The 14,559-nt window shown below is 40.8% G+C and carries 9 protein-coding genes; 5 read left to right on the plus strand and 4 right to left on the minus strand.

The genetic code is table 11. The features are described 5' to 3' along the window. Window positions 1–258: 258 nt before the first annotated feature. The 4 genes from BM161_RS00470 to BM161_RS00485 all read left to right on the plus strand — a co-directional run bounded on the left by BM161_RS00470 (window position 259) and on the right by BM161_RS00485 (window position 8,812). Window positions 259–3,636: a hypothetical protein gene (locus BM161_RS00470; protein ID WP_074929665.1), complete on the plus strand. Its 3,378-nt coding sequence runs from the start codon at window positions 259–261 to the stop codon at window positions 3,634–3,636. Between the two features lie 191 nt (window positions 3,637–3,827). Further along, on the plus strand, window positions 3,828–5,300 hold the full coding sequence (locus BM161_RS00475; RefSeq protein ID WP_074929667.1) for a glycoside hydrolase family 30 protein: 1,473 nt from the start codon (window positions 3,828–3,830) through the stop codon (window positions 5,298–5,300). 38 nt (window positions 5,301–5,338) lie between these two features. Then, window positions 5,339–6,823 (plus strand): family 16 glycosylhydrolase, encoded by a 1,485-nt coding sequence (locus tag BM161_RS00480; protein ID WP_074929668.1) that lies wholly within the window; start codon window positions 5,339–5,341, stop codon window positions 6,821–6,823. 93 nt (window positions 6,824–6,916) lie between these two features. Beyond that, window positions 6,917–8,812: an EAL domain-containing protein gene (locus BM161_RS00485; protein ID WP_074929670.1), complete on the plus strand. Its 1,896-nt coding sequence runs from the start codon at window positions 6,917–6,919 to the stop codon at window positions 8,810–8,812. Here BM161_RS00485 and BM161_RS00490 read toward each other — a convergent pair whose 3' ends face one another. From BM161_RS00490 to BM161_RS00500, 3 genes are all read right to left on the minus strand, one after another. Beyond that, window positions 8,813–10,387 (minus strand): HAL/PAL/TAL family ammonia-lyase, encoded by a 1,575-nt coding sequence (locus tag BM161_RS00490; RefSeq protein ID WP_074929671.1) that lies wholly within the window; start codon window positions 10,385–10,387, stop codon window positions 8,813–8,815. A gap of 114 nt (window positions 10,388–10,501) precedes the next feature. After that, window positions 10,502–11,740: an SGNH/GDSL hydrolase family protein gene (locus tag BM161_RS00495; RefSeq protein ID WP_074929673.1), complete on the minus strand. Its 1,239-nt coding sequence runs from the start codon at window positions 11,738–11,740 to the stop codon at window positions 10,502–10,504. Window positions 11,741–11,823: 83 nt separating this feature from the next. After that, window positions 11,824–12,231 (minus strand): hypothetical protein, encoded by a 408-nt coding sequence (locus BM161_RS00500; RefSeq protein ID WP_143090470.1) that lies wholly within the window; start codon window positions 12,229–12,231, stop codon window positions 11,824–11,826. A gap of 32 nt (window positions 12,232–12,263) precedes the next feature. Between BM161_RS00500 and BM161_RS00505 the strand changes: the two genes are divergently transcribed. Continuing rightward, window positions 12,264–13,544 carry a DUF2130 domain-containing protein gene (locus BM161_RS00505; protein ID WP_074929676.1) on the plus strand — a complete coding sequence of 427 codons (1,281 nt, stop codon included), beginning with the start codon at window positions 12,264–12,266 and terminating at the stop codon, window positions 13,542–13,544. Between the two features lie 104 nt (window positions 13,545–13,648). On the opposite strand, the gene BM161_RS00510 is transcribed toward BM161_RS00505, so the two are convergent. Further along, on the minus strand, window positions 13,649–14,554 hold the full coding sequence (locus tag BM161_RS00510; RefSeq protein ID WP_074929678.1) for a M15 family metallopeptidase: 906 nt from the start codon (window positions 14,552–14,554) through the stop codon (window positions 13,649–13,651). Window positions 14,555–14,559 lie beyond the last annotated feature (5 nt).

Raw genomic sequence — 14,559 nt, forward strand, 5'->3', positions numbered from 1 at the left:
ACATTTTGGAGTATAGACTCACTTATTCTATATGAAAAGTTTGAGAAATTTCAGAAAGGTGGAAATATTTCGGTTTTAAGGGTGTTTTAACGAATTTTAGTGTTGATTTCCCTGATTTCTTGCTTTAGTTTAGGGGTAGTAAGAAGTTTTTTTTATAAACCTGCAGACTGAACCTTGTGGCCCGCTTAGTGAGTTCAGTCTGCGGATTTTATTTGTAGCGGTGGTTGAGCCTGTCGAAACCACCTCAGGAGGTTTTTAATGAAAAAGGTAAAAGGCAGCTTTACAACTCTGCCTGGTGAAAACGGTCAGTTTTACAAAATTGAGAATTATGACTGCATGGATGATTTCTTTATGACAATCACAAGTGCTTCTGATATCTGGAACTTCTGCTGGTCACAGGGCGGAGTTACAGCCGGAAGAATTGATTGTGATCATGCAGTTTTTCCATATTACACAGCAGACAAAGTTAGTGATGCAAAATCTTACACAGGTTCATACACAGCAGTAATTGCCGGTGATACAGTTTGGGAACCATTTGCAACACTCGGAGCAAGTCCTGCTATCCGCCGTGCTGCTGAAAAGAATATCCGCCGTAACATCTATAAAAATGCGGCAGGAACAGAAGTATGGTTTGAAGAGATTAATGATGAACTTAACCTTTCTTTCCGCTACGGATGGACCTCCTCTCCAAAATTCGGACTTGTAAAGAAAAGCGTAATTTCAAATCTTTCTGATAAGGCTATTTCTGTAAAAGTTCTTGACGGCTGCCGCAATATTCTTCCAGCTTGTGTTACAGCAGATTTCCAGAACAACAACAGCGTACTTCTGGATGCTTACAAAAAAACAGATTTAGATGCTGATTCAAAGCTTGCACTCTTTGCAGTATCTTCTATTGTTACAGATAAGGCTGAACCAAGCGAAGGACTTTTTGCAAATGTAAGCTGGTTCAATACAGACGATGATTTGCTGCTTGCTCCAGATGCTCCGGAACAGTTTGCAGAAAAAGGAAAAGTTGAAATTGTTGATGTTGTAAAGGGTAAGAGACCTGCAGCATATATCTGCCATTCAGTTACTCTCCAGCCAACAGATCCTTCTTCTTCACTCAAAGACCGCTCATCATGGTACCAGGTATTTGATACACGTCTTGATGCATCAAAGATCGCCCTCCTCAAAAAAGACCTTAAAGACCGCAAGGTACTTACAGCTGCACTCATTGCAGATATTGATGCCGGAAAGAAACTTATGGAAACTTACATTGCAGAAGCAGATGGTTTCCAGGAAACAGCAGAAACAATGACCTGCGTACATCACTCAGAGAACGTTATGTTCAATATTATGCGTGGTGGTTTCTTTGCAAACAACGGAAAAATCAGCCTTGCAGATTTTGTTAAATTTGTTGGTCAGAGAAATAAGGCACTTGTTAAGCTTGCAGAAAAAACAACTAACGCAGCCGCAGCCTGTGCAGATAAAGACGGCTTTGTAAATTACGGCGAACTCGAAGCTGCTGTTCAGAAAACAATGAACCCACAGCTCTCACGCCTCTTCTATGAATACATGCCGCTCACCTTCAGCCGCCGCCACGGTGACCCAAGCCGTCCATGGAACCGCTTTAATATTCACCTGCGCGACAATGACGGAAATCCTATTTTGAATTACGAAGGAAACTGGCGCGACATCTTCCAGAACTGGGAAGCTCTTGCATGGTCTTATCCACAGTACATTAAGAACATGACAGCTAAGTTCCTTAACGCAATGACAATTGAAGGCTTTAACCCTTACCGCATTTCCCGCGAAGGAATTGACTGGGAAGTTCCAGAGCCTGATAATCCTTGGGCACAGATTGGTTACTGGGGAGATCACCAGGTAATCTATCTTCAAAAGCTTCTTGAAGTTTATGCAAAGCTCAATAAGGCACAGCTTGTAAGCGAACTTGGCGAAAAGATTTACGCAAGCTCAAATGTTCCTTACAGAATTAAATCTTACAAAGACATTGTTGAAGATCCAAGAAATACAATTGCCTTCGACTATAACCTTAGCTCAACACTCAAAGCCTGCGCTGCAAAAGCCGGCTCAGATGCAAAGCTTGTAACTGCATCAGGAGTTGCTGGTGAAGGTGATGTTGCAATGGTAACTCTTGCTACAAAACTTCTTCAGGTTGTAATTGCCAAGATGGCAAACTTTGTTCCTGGCGGCGGAATCTGGTTAAACACTCAGCGCCCAGAATGGAACGATGCAAACAACGCTCTTGCAGGTTACGGACTTTCAATGGTAACTCTTTATTACCTGCACCGCTTTGTAAAATTCCTTGTTACAATTTTTGAAGATTCTGATGCAGATAAGTTTACACTTCCTGCTGCAGTTGCAGACTGCTTTAAAGAACTCGGAAAACTTTATGCTGAAACTTCTGCTAAAAAAGCTGCTACAACAGCAAGCCTCCGCAAGAACTTTACAGATGCAGAAGGAAAGATTTTCGAAAAGGAAAGAAACTCTCTTTATAAGAAGGGCTACGGCACTACAGAAAAAACTGTAAAGAAAGCAGAAATTATTGCTACTCTCAATTCAATTCTTGAACACATTAAGGTAACAATTGAATTGAACCACCGCTCAGATGGTCTTTACCACGCATATAACACAATGAAGATTTCAAACACAAAAATGGAAATTGAATATCTTCAGGAAATGCTCGAAGGACAGGTTGCTGTTCTTTCAAGCGGCGTACTTGAACCAAAGGCTGCTCTTGGAGTTCTCAAGGCACTCCGCAAGAGCCGTATGTATGAGCCACGCCAGAATTCTTATATGCTCTACCCTAACAAGGAACTCGCTGCATTCGAAGCAAAAAACATTGTTAAGAGTGTAGATGTTGAAGAGCTTCGCGGCGTAATTGCGAAGAATGAAGGTTCTATCCTTTACGCAGATTGCAACGGCAAGTATCACTTTAACGGGGAGTTCCGCAATGTACGCTTCCTGCGTGAGTTCTGCGCAAATCTCCCTGCTGATAAAAAGCCTAAGGCAAAAGAGCTTGCTGCTCTTGAAGCCCTTTACGAAAAGACTTTCAATCACCAGAGCTTTACGGGACGTAGTGGAACTTTCTATGCTTACGAAGGACTGGGAAGTATTTACTGGCACATGGTTTCTAAGCTGCTTCTGGCCGCTCAGGAGAACACTATAGCTGCAATCAATAAGGGAGCTTCGGCCGACGTGGTTAGAGAGCTCTGCGACGCTTACTACGAAGTGCGCGCTGGTATTGGGTTCAACAAGGAGGCCGAAGTGTACGGTGCATTCCCAGCGGATCCTTACTCTCACACTCCGTTCCTTCAGGGCGCAAAGCAGCCTGGTATGACTGGTCAGGTAAAAGAAGAAGTGCTTACCCGCTGGGGCGAGCTCGGTGTAGATATTGTAAACGGTAGTGCTTGTTTTGCTCCAAAGATTCTGAAAAAGTCAGAATTCTTCAAGGATGGAACTCTCTGCTTCACTTGGTGTGGCACACCTGTAACATACAAACTAACTAACGATAGTTCAGCAATTACAATTAATGGTGAGCGCCGCAACGGAACAATTCTCACTGCAGCAGAAACTGCAGATCTCTTTGCCCGCAACGGCAAGATTAAGAGTATTGAAGTAGAAGTTGCACTCTAATTAGATCCATAATCAATAAAAAGAAAAAGGCATCCCGAAACAATTTTGGATGCCTTTTTTAAGCAAAATCCAACGTTCATTGACAAATTTTACACTTTTTGTCAAACAAAATCTGATACACCCGAAAATATTACACCTTTTAGAAAATTATCAAACTTACACATTTAACATTCCAAGTTTATACTCAAGGCATGAAGATCGAAAAACTTTATGAAACTGCCAAAGATACGGCAGAACGCATTTGGGAACTCTCTCCGGATGACAGAGTCTATGCTGGTGGCGGATGGATTCCAACTACGCTTACTCTCAAACCTGAAGAAACACATCAGAAGTTTTATGGCTTTGGTGGTGCTCTTACAGAGTCTTCAGGATATGTTCTTTCGCGTCTCCCGTCTCTTATTCGCAAACAGGCTATAGAAGCCTACTACAATCCAACTACAGGTAATGCTTACCGTTTTGCCCGCATCCATATGAATTCCTGTGACTTTTCTCTTGATAACTGGGCCTGTGTTCCAGAGAAAGATGAAACACTCAAGTCTTTTTCAATGGAACGCACCGACAAATATATTTCTCCATTGGCTGTGGAAGTTCAGAATGCTGCAAAGAACGCTGGTAGTAACGTTCAATTTCTGATGAGTCCATGGTCTCCTCCATTATGGATGAAAGATAACGGTGACATGAACCATGGCGGACACCTCCTCGAAAGCTATCGGGAATTATGGGCTCAGTATTTTGTGACTTTTATTAAGAAGATGGCAGAGCGCGATATTAAAATCAGCTTTGTCACAATACAGAATGAGCCGGCTGCAGTTCAGTCTTGGGATTCGTGTGAATACTCTGCAACTGAAGAAGGCGAGTTTGCCGCTAACTATCTTGGCCCTGCCCTCGAAAAAGCAGGCCTTGGCGAAGTAAAAATTTACATCTGGGATCATAACCGCGACCTTGCCCTTGAACGTCTTGAAGAATCTCTCAAGGTTCCTGGTGCTTCAAAATATGTTGCAGGTCTTGCCTTCCACTGGTACTCAGGCGACCAGTACGACAACATCAAAACAATTTCAGAAAAGTATCCTGACATTGATTTGATTTTTACAGAAGGTTGTATTGAAGGCGGTCCACGCAATGGTGCATGGTTTACCGGTGAGCGTTATGCCCACAACATCATCAACGACCTTAGAAGCGGCTGTACAAAGTGGATTGACTGGAACATTGTTCTTGATATGAAGGGTGGTCCAAATCATGTTGGAAATTATTGTGATGCTCCAATTCTTGCAGATGAAAAAGAAGGCACAATTCACTTCCAGAGCTCTTTCTACTACATTGGCCACTTTAGCCGTTTTATAAAACCTGGTGCAGAACGAATCAGTTCAGACTTCTTCTCATGGATGACTCCTGCAACTGTAAGCGGACATCTTAGAGATGAAGCAGAAACTGTTGCTTTCAGAAATCCAGACGGAACAATTATTCTGGTTGTTACAAACAGAACCGAAGCCGACCTTGTTTTTGAATTCAAAATTGAAGCAGCCGGCAAAGTTCAGTCTGCCGACATCCGTAACTGGGAAAAGGCTCGCACTGCCGCAGCTGAAACAGACAACAATTCTGCAGCGCCTCTTTACCTTAAGTGCCCTCCTCGTGCAATTCAAACCTGGGTACTTAAAGACAATTAGACTTGTATATCAACTTTAATAAAGGAGTATAAAGTATAATGAAACACTATTCGAGAAACATTATTCTGGGAACTGTGGCTGGTGCGCTGGTTGCAAGTATCATTTTCATGGGCTGCAACGAAATTAAAAACGGCAGCACAAAATCAAAGTCGTCTAAGGTACAGGCTCCAAAGGGCTGGCACCTTGTATGGAATGATGAGTTCAGTGGTAAAGAGGTAGACACTACAAAATGGGATTTCCAGATTGGTACTGGAAGCCAGTATGGTCTTGAAGGTTGGGGAAACAACGAGCTCCAGTATTACCGCAAAGAAAACGCATCTGTAAAAGATGGTAACCTTGTTCTCGAAGCACGCAAAGAAAACTTCGAAGGAATGGCTTACACTTCTGCACGTCTTCGTACTGTAAAAGATGATGGAACAGAACTCTTTACAAAGACATACGGCCGCATTGAAGCAAGAATCAAAATGCCAAAGGGTAACGGTTTCTGGCCTGCATTCTGGCTTTTACCTTCTACAACAGATTATGGTGTTTGGGCTTCTTCCGGAGAAATTGATATTCTTGAAGCAAAAGGACGTCTTCCAAACCGTGTTTACGGAACTGTACACTTTGGTCAGCCTTGGCCAGGAAACAAATACACAGGTTCTATGTACAAATTCCCAGACAGCCAGACAATTGCAGACTATCATGTTTATTCTCTCGAATGGGAACCAGGCGTTCTTCGCTGGCTTGTAGATGACAATGTTTATTATGAAACTTCACAGTGGTGGTCACTTGGTGCCGGCCAATCTGAACCATATGCCTACCCTGCTCCATTTGATAAACCTTTCTATATTCTTTTGAACTTTGCTATTGGCGGAAACTACGACGGTGGAGTTGCTCCAGAAGATTATCAGCTTCCAGCACAGATGCTCGTAGACTGGGTCCGTGTTTATGATAAGGATGAGCCTTATGCTACAAACGTAAAACGCCCTACACCACAGCGCGACGAAGACAAGTTCAAGAGCTTTGAAACTTCAGATGGCCGCAACTTCATCTTTGATTCTCAGATGCAGAAGGCAATTGTAGAAGGAAAGAATGAAGGAATGTCTTCTAACGAAAATATGGATGTAAAAGAGCGCGCATGGTATTTCCTCGCACTTTCAGATTTCGGTGGAAAAGCAGTTTCTTCTGCAGAAGGTGAAGGACGTCGTGTAAAAATCACAAATCCTGGAAATCAGAATTATTCAGTTCAGCTGATTCAGCACCTTCCAGTTGCTAAGGGCTATTCTTACAAGATTCAGTTTGATGCAAAAGCAAGCGCTGCACGCAAGATTGCAATTAAGCTTGGTGGTGATGCAGACAACGGCTGGGCAGTTTATTCTCCAGAGTACTACCCTGAACTCACAACAGAAGTTCAGCACTACTCATATTTCTTTACAATGGAAAATGACACTGACCTTACAGCACGCCTTGAATTCAATCTTGGTTTAGACACAAATGATGTCTGGATTGGAAATGTAAGTGTAACTCAGGAAGAATTATAATCAGATTATAAAAAGCAATCTAACAAATATTTATTGCTAAATTCAGAAGCCTCCTTCATAATAGTAGTAATACCTTTATGAGGGAGGTTTATCATGTGGAACTACGACTTAGTAATTCCTGAACTTGTTATCATCACCACTTTTCTCGTTTTTTATTTTACACAGCCACGCCTGCCAATTAGACTTCACAAATCATTCCTCTTTATTTTAATTATTGATGTTGCAACTCTTTTCTTTGATGTAGTCTGCGCCGCTTCTCTTGAATATCTTGATAATGTTTCTCCATTTATTTACAGACTTACCAATACAATTTACTTTATTCTTTTTGTTCAGCGCGTTATGTGCTTTACAATGTTCACAAATATAATTCTTGCAAAAGATCTTCGTTTTACAAAACGACGTATAATTTTTTATCTGCTTCCGTTCATTGCAATGAATCTTGTTGTTCTATCAAATCTTTTTGTTGATTCTATTTTCTGCATTTCTGAGACAGGAGAATACAGCCAGGGTCCTTTGTATAATCTTATTTATGTGTTCGCCTATTACTACATTGCCCTCTGTCTTTTCTATACAGTTGTTAATCGTAAAAGGCTTACCCGTGGAGAATTTGTTCCTATCCTTGCGCATAATATAGTTTTGCTTGCAGGCTATAGTATGCGAATTCTTTTTCCAACACATCTGCTGATGAACTTCTTTACGCTCATCACAATTATTGTAATTTATCTTTCATTTGAAAATCCTACTTTGTTTATTGAAGAAAAAAGTGGTGCCTTCAACAAAAAAGCACTTTTAATTCTTTTAAGGGAAATTAAACCAGACCGTCACCCCCTGATTCTTGGTTTTACAATTCACAACTACAGTGAACTCCGCGAAATCTACAGTTATACACAGACTGACAAAGGTCTTTCTCTTATCGGGGACTATCTTAAGAAAACCTTCCCTAAGCTTTTGCCATTTTATCTTCATGACGGACGCTTTGTTTTGCTCGGAAAAAATCTTGAAGAGGCAGACCTTATCCGCGCCTATATTATGCAGCGTTTTGAAGCTCCATGGAAAACTGATGATGATATTGATATGCTTCTTGAAATAGCCTTTACTCAGGTAAAACCGGAACTTCTTGCCTGCGACAGAAGCGTTCTTTTTAATACTCTGCTTACAACTCTTGCAGAACTTGATCCAGCTAGGCCGGCACATCAATATATTGATTTTGATGACATTGCTAAAAATGAAATGAACATGCACATTAAGCGTGCCGTAGAAATTGCTGTTGAACAGAATTCTGTTGAGCTTTTTCTACAGCCGGTTATTGATGCAAAAACCCGCAAGCTTACAGGAGCAGAATCACTTGCCCGTCTGCGTGACCAGAACGGAGACTATATACCGCCTCCTCAGTTCATTCCGATTGCAGAAAAGAACGGCCGCATAAACGAGCTTGGTGAACAAATGTTTGAAAAGACCTGCCAGTTTATAAAATCTCACGACCTTAAAGCCATGGGCCTTTCGTGGATCAACGTAAACCTTTCGCCTATTCAGTTTTTGCGCCGCGACTTAGACAAACGCTTTACAGCAATTCTTAAGAAATACGACATTCCTCCAGAGTTTATTCATCTGGAAATTACAGAAGAGTCTATGATTGATTTTGATTTGCTTGAGTCTCAGATGTGCAAAATGAAGGCTTCTGGTTTTGTATTTGTTCTTGATGATTACGGCCGCGGTTATTCAAATATTGCACGAATGAAAAAGTGTCCGTTCATCAATGTAAAACTCGACATGGAATTTGTGTGGGATTTCTTTAAGGAAAAAGATAAGATTCTTCCAACGCTGGTACAGACTATTAAGCAGATGGGCTTTACTGTAACAGCAGAAGGAATTGAAACCCAGGAGATCGCCGATGCCATGAGCGACATCGGCTGTGATTACCTCCAGGGCTTTGTATTCTCTAAGCCAATTCCTGCAGATGAATTTGCAGGAATCTACGGCAAGAATTAATTAAGCAAACAGTTCTGTTGTCTTGAGCCATTCAGCAACAGCTGTTGCTTCCTTATCAAGCTCGCGGTCATCTTCAACAAAGGCGCTCATCTTACGAACTTCGTCGTGAACCTTCTTTGTGAATGGAGCAAAATCCTCTTTACCGGCAAGGTCAACTGCCTGCATTGCAGCAAGAAGATGTGTTGCAAACTGAAGGAATACGAGTTCAATCTGTTCTGCCCATTTGCGTGCAGAAATTGTACCCATAGAAACCTTATCCTGATTCAAAGCTTCTGTTGGAGCACTTGTAAGTGATACTGGGAAACAGTAAGTTGCTACTTCACCACGAATAGCTGAGATTGTAATCTGAGCTGCCTTAAAGCCAAGGCGAAGACCAGCACGTGGATGATCAGCTGGTGTATATGGAATAAGGTTTTCTGTAAGTCCGTTGAACTTTCCATCGATGATAACTTCTGCCTGCTTGTCTGAAAGGTCAGCAATGTTTGCAAGAGCAGTTCTCATGTAGTCGCAGGCTGCACAGATATGTCCACCATAGAAGTTACCTGTGTTGTAAAGACGCTCTGCATCAATATCAACAAGTGGGTTATCGTTAGCAGAGTTCAACTCTTCTGTAATGAGATCACGTGCAAAACGGAGTGTATCGCGGTAAACACCTGTAATCTGAGGAGCGCAGCGGATTGAGTAGCGGTCCTGGATTTTATTTGTCTGAGCAACAAAACCTTTTCCTTCCATCTTTTCAATCTGATTCTGAAGGAAGTCCTCGTAGCGCCAAACACGTTTTGAATCTTTAATGATGTTATAAACATAAGCAGCAGATTCACACTGTCCCTTATGATTTTTGATTTCGCTTACTTTTGCAACAAACGGAGTATCTTTTCCGCGTGTGATTTCTGAAGTTACTGCTGTAAGGAAGTCTGAGATTTTTGCAAGGCGTTCTGCCTTTTTCCATGCAAGAGAAGCAACGGCTGTCATAACTGATGTACCGTTCATAATTGCAAGACCTTCCTTTGCTTCAATTGGAAGAGGCTCAATTCCTTCTGCCTTGAAAGCTTCCATTGTTGGAACAACCTTACCCTTATAGTAAACTTCACGCTGTCCCATAATAACTGCGCCAAGGTAACTGAGCGGTGTAAGGTCACCAGAAGCTCCCACAGAACCAAGCTGAGGAATTACTGGAATGATATCCTTATTAAGAAGAGTTACCATCATGCGGGCAAGCTGTGGGCGGATAGCTGAGTGACCACCCTTTACATTTCCGTTAAGGCGGGCAAGAACAACTGCACGACCTGTTTCATGATCAAACTTTGGACCAAGTCCAATTCCATGATATGTACAAATTACTCTCTGGAGTTCTCCTGCTTTTTCAACAGAAATCTGATTGTGACAGCTGTCACCAAAATCAGTTGTTACACCATAAGTTGGAACACCAGTAGCAATATAGTCTTCAAGAAACTTTCTGCTCTTTTCAATTCTCTCCCAGAATGCTTTGTCTTCCGGCAACTTTACTTCTTCGCCGCGAAGTGCAACGTCACAAACGTCTTCAATTGTTAATTCATTTCCACAAACAGTTTTCATTTTTTAAACCCTTAAAATAATGATTATAATAGGAAGTATTATAATCATTTCTATAATAAGTAACAATAAAAAAGCCGGAATTAATTCCGGCCTTTCATAAGTTAAAACGTTTTTTTATATAGAATATCCCATTGCAACAATTGTGAATCCAAGCTTTTCTGAACCCGGTGCCATTTTCACAATTACGGTATGCTTTGCAGCAGTGCGCTCATCAATAATGATATTTGGTTCGCAGTTGTTCCAGCCGCCAGCTTTTCCGCCATCATAAGTTGCAACAAGTTTATCATCAACATAAACTTCTGCCTTACCAAATTTTTCTGCATCGCCGCTTGCCTGAACCTTGTAAATAAAAATCAGGCTCTTACAGGTGAGCTCCATTTTGAACGGAAGGTTTTCTGATTTCATATGAAGATTCTTTTTCCAGTTCTCTGGGAAATCAGAAGCATTTGTTTTTTTGAGTGTCTGAGTTTTACGGTCTGTTTCTTTAAAATCTCCACACTCAATTTTTACATTTGCATCTGTGCCGTTTGGTAAAATTCTTTTTAAGCCGTAAAGCGAAGGCTCTTTAAAACAAGAAGCCGGAACATGCTGTTCAGAATCTTTTGCAGCCTTATCCATCTTATCAACAAGAGTCATAAGACAGTCGCACATAAACTGATGTCCTTCAAAAGTTGGATGCGCGTAATCTGTATAATACTGCTGTTGTGTAAATACCTTATCTGCGATTGCTTTGTTTACAACTTCCATCATATTGATTTGTGGAAGCGAATAATGATCTGCAACAGGCTTTTTCTGAACAGAAGTATTTCCGTAAGTTGCAACTGCATAAAGAGCAATAACCGCACAATCAGGATTTGCAAGCATTGCCTTTCTGATTATTGCTTCAAAGCTTCTCTGGCACAAAACATCACCATTATCATTAACGGCAAACTCAACAATAAGAAGGTCTGGATTTCCTCCGCAAACCTCAACTACATCCTGCTCATAGCGAACAATTCCAACAAGAGAGCCTGTTCCGCTAAGACCGGCGTTATTGAATGAAACATTGTTTCCGTTGCCCGGTGCATACTTTGCTTTAAGCGCTCTGTAAAACTGATACGCATAACCGTCTGTAAAATTTGCAGGACCTGCGCCCTCTGTTACAGAACCACCAATAATGGCAATCTTTACATTTTCTCCGGCTCTCATCTTTGCAAGAACCTTTTTCATTCGTGCATTAGTGCCTGTACTTACAATTGTATTTTCTATCATTGAATGATAAACAGAATCACTCAGATTAAATGGATTTGCCTGTACACTTGCAACGCTCATAATACCCAACATCACTCCTAAAAATGCTTTTTTGATTTTCATAAAAAACCTCGTGGTAGAAAATTACCACGAGGTCTGCATATTTAGAATAAGTTGAATTTCTTAATCTTTATATTCTATTTTTATTATTCACCATTAAGTGCCGAGCTCACACAACTGATATAAACAAGACTTCCAATCTCCGAGCCCTTTATTGCCGGAACAATAACTGAATTTTCTTCTATCATTTTTTTTAGAATTGGAAGAGCAGTATCTGCATCATAACCTTTGTTTTCTATAACCTTAATATCTTTAAGCTTATGATTTTCTACGATAACTTTTAACTGAAGATGTAAAAAACTTGTGTAGGTTTTTCCTTCGTATTCACCGTCTGCAATCTGGCTCATATCTATTTCATAAAATGGCAGAGAAGCTGCTTCTTTAATACGAATCTTTTTTCTTGAAACATAATAACCGCTCGTCATAAGAACAATGAGGGCAATCAGCATTAAAACAGTAGACCAGTCGAATCTTCTTCGTTTATCGTTATTCATAATTATGCTATAATAAATTCAGAGGTCAAAAAATGCAAGAAATAAAATGTCCTAAATGTGGTGAAGTTTTTCAGATTGATGAAGCAGGTTATGCAGAAATTGTAAAGCAGGTTCGTACACGCGAGTTTAATGATGAACTGCAGCGTCAGAAATCTGCAATGGATAATGAAAAAAAGATGGCAGTAGATCTTGCCGTTACCAAAGCTAATTCTGCAAAAGACGATGAAATTGCAAAACTCAAAAATCAACTTGCAGCTCAGAGCAACGAGCTCAACAATATGAAGGACAAATCTGCTGCCGAACTCAAAATTGCCCTCTCTCAAAAAGAACAGGAAATTACTCAGCTTCGCAGTGCAATTGAAGCAAATAAATCTAAAACTGAACTGGAAATCAAAACTGCTTTGCAGGATAAAGACAGTCAGATTAAAGACCTCCAGAGCAAACTTCAAATTGAAAAATCAGAAGCACAGCTCCGCGAAACAAATCTTAAACAGCAGTATGATGTACAGCTCAAAGCAAAGGATGAAACTATTGCCTTCTACAAAGATTTTAAGGCCAAGGAATCTACCAAGCAGATTGGTGAAGACCTGGAACAGTTCTGCCTTGCAGAGTTCAACAAGAACCGCGCCATTGGTTTTCAGAATGCCTACTTTGAAAAGGACAACGAAGTTTCTTCTTCAAGCGGCAGTAAAGGCGACTTTATTTTCCGCGACTTTAGTGGCGACGACGAAGATAAAATTGAATTCATTTCCATCATGTTTGAAATGAAAAACCAGGCAGATACAACTGCAACAAAGAAAAAAAATGAAGACTTTTTTAAGGAGCTCGACAAAGACCGTAACGAAAAAAAATGCGAGTACGCGGTTCTTGTTTCCATGCTCGAAGAAGATAATGATTATTATAACACCGGCATTGTAGATGTTTCTTACAAGTACCCTAAGATGTATGTAATTCGCCCGCAGTTCTTTATTCAGATAATTACAATCCTGCGCAATGCTGCTCTTAACAGCCTTGAGTACAAAAGAGAAATTGCTCAGATTCGAAATCAGAATATTGATATCACAAACTTTGAAAGCGACCTTAATCTGTTCAAAGATAAATTCCTGAACAATGTTGATCTTGCAATGAGACAGCATTCTTCTGCCATCGATGAAATTGATAAGGCAATCAAAACGCTTCAGAAGATTAAGGATTTGTTTGAGAAGTCGGACAACAATCTGCGTCTTGCAAACAACAAGCTTGAAGATCTGACAATCAAAAAGCTGACCAGAAATAATCCGACGATGAAAAAGAAGTTCGACGAATTACAATAATGTGGTTTCGATACGCCCTTCGGGCTACTCAACCACCGGTGGTTAGGTACTCGCAAGCACGGTGGTTGAGTGCTCGCGAAGCGAGTGTATCGAAACCACCTTTCTCATCTCCGGAAATTAAATTCTATCAGTTCGGGGTGGTACTCAAAGTGCATATTGTCGTAGATAATCCACTTACCGCCCCAGATAAAACCTTCTTCTTCAAAAATCTTAATAACTGATTCTGGCGGCATCCAGCGGTTTTTCAGCGGCACGAGCATCCAGGTATCAGGATATTTGTCTTTTGCCCAGCTCCAGAAAATCTGTTTTCCACCCTGAAACTTTGGCAGCACATCAATTGCAATTCCAAGACTATGAAAAGATTTTCTGTTTGTGCCGGCAATAATGCGCCACTGGTAGGCATCGTTAGATTTTATGTTATCAAGAAAAGTCTTTACCTCTGGAGAAGTTTTTGCAAGCTCCAAAATTTTTTCTTCAACCTTGCGCAAAGGCTCCTTCATTCTTTCGTGAACATTAGTACGGTTTCCAAGAAAGCTTAATCTTACAATATGCTGCTCAAGTGAACGGCGGCTGCCTGAATCATAAATTGCATCAAAGAAAAACATAGGAGTGCCCGCGCCATTTTTACGGCTTTCTGCAGAACCAAATTCCTTAATACGCTCACGCTCAGATTCTGTATAATTTGCAGGATCAAAAAGTTCCTTATCATAATTGTAAAGGAGCGACCAGTAATTTTCTTTATTCGCAAGTTCTGAGGCCGGAAGCATGCTGCCGTTTGCCCAGTAAAATTCATAAGTCTTACCTTGGCCGTCTTTGTTGCCAGGAGTATCCGGAACTTTTACCTCAACCATCCACTCTGCAGACACAACATCATAGTGTCTTGTAAAAGTGATATCCGGATAAGCGCGTTCAAAATATTTAAGATTTCCAATTCCCTGATTCGGGCGGTCCTGTGCGGTAAGTGGAAAAAGTAGTAATGTAAAAACAAAAGTAAGTAGAAGCTTTTTCATCTATT

The sequence above is a fragment of the Treponema bryantii genome, assembly GCF_900113965.1.
Classification (GTDB): Bacteria; Spirochaetota; Spirochaetia; order Treponematales; family Treponemataceae; genus Treponema_D; species Treponema_D bryantii_A.

Coding starts and splice junctions, on each gene's coding strand:
- BM161_RS00470 (WP_074929665.1), top strand. CDS start 259: ATGAAAAAGGTAAAAGGCAGCTTTACAACTCTGCCTGGTGAAAACGGT.
- BM161_RS00475 (WP_074929667.1), top strand. CDS start 3,828: ATGAAGATCGAAAAACTTTATGAAACTGCCAAAGATACGGCAGAACGC.
- BM161_RS00480 (WP_074929668.1), top strand. CDS start 5,339: ATGAAACACTATTCGAGAAACATTATTCTGGGAACTGTGGCTGGTGCG.
- BM161_RS00485 (WP_074929670.1), top strand. CDS start 6,917: ATGTGGAACTACGACTTAGTAATTCCTGAACTTGTTATCATCACCACT.
- BM161_RS00490 (WP_074929671.1), bottom strand. CDS start 10,387: ATGAAAACTGTTTGTGGAAATGAATTAACAATTGAAGACGTTTGTGAC.
- BM161_RS00495 (WP_074929673.1), bottom strand. CDS start 11,740: ATGAAAATCAAAAAAGCATTTTTAGGAGTGATGTTGGGTATTATGAGC.
- BM161_RS00500 (WP_143090470.1), bottom strand. CDS start 12,231: ATGAATAACGATAAACGAAGAAGATTCGACTGGTCTACTGTTTTAATG.
- BM161_RS00505 (WP_074929676.1), top strand. CDS start 12,264: ATGCAAGAAATAAAATGTCCTAAATGTGGTGAAGTTTTTCAGATTGAT.
- BM161_RS00510 (WP_074929678.1), bottom strand. CDS start 14,554: ATGAAAAAGCTTCTACTTACTTTTGTTTTTACATTACTACTTTTTCCA.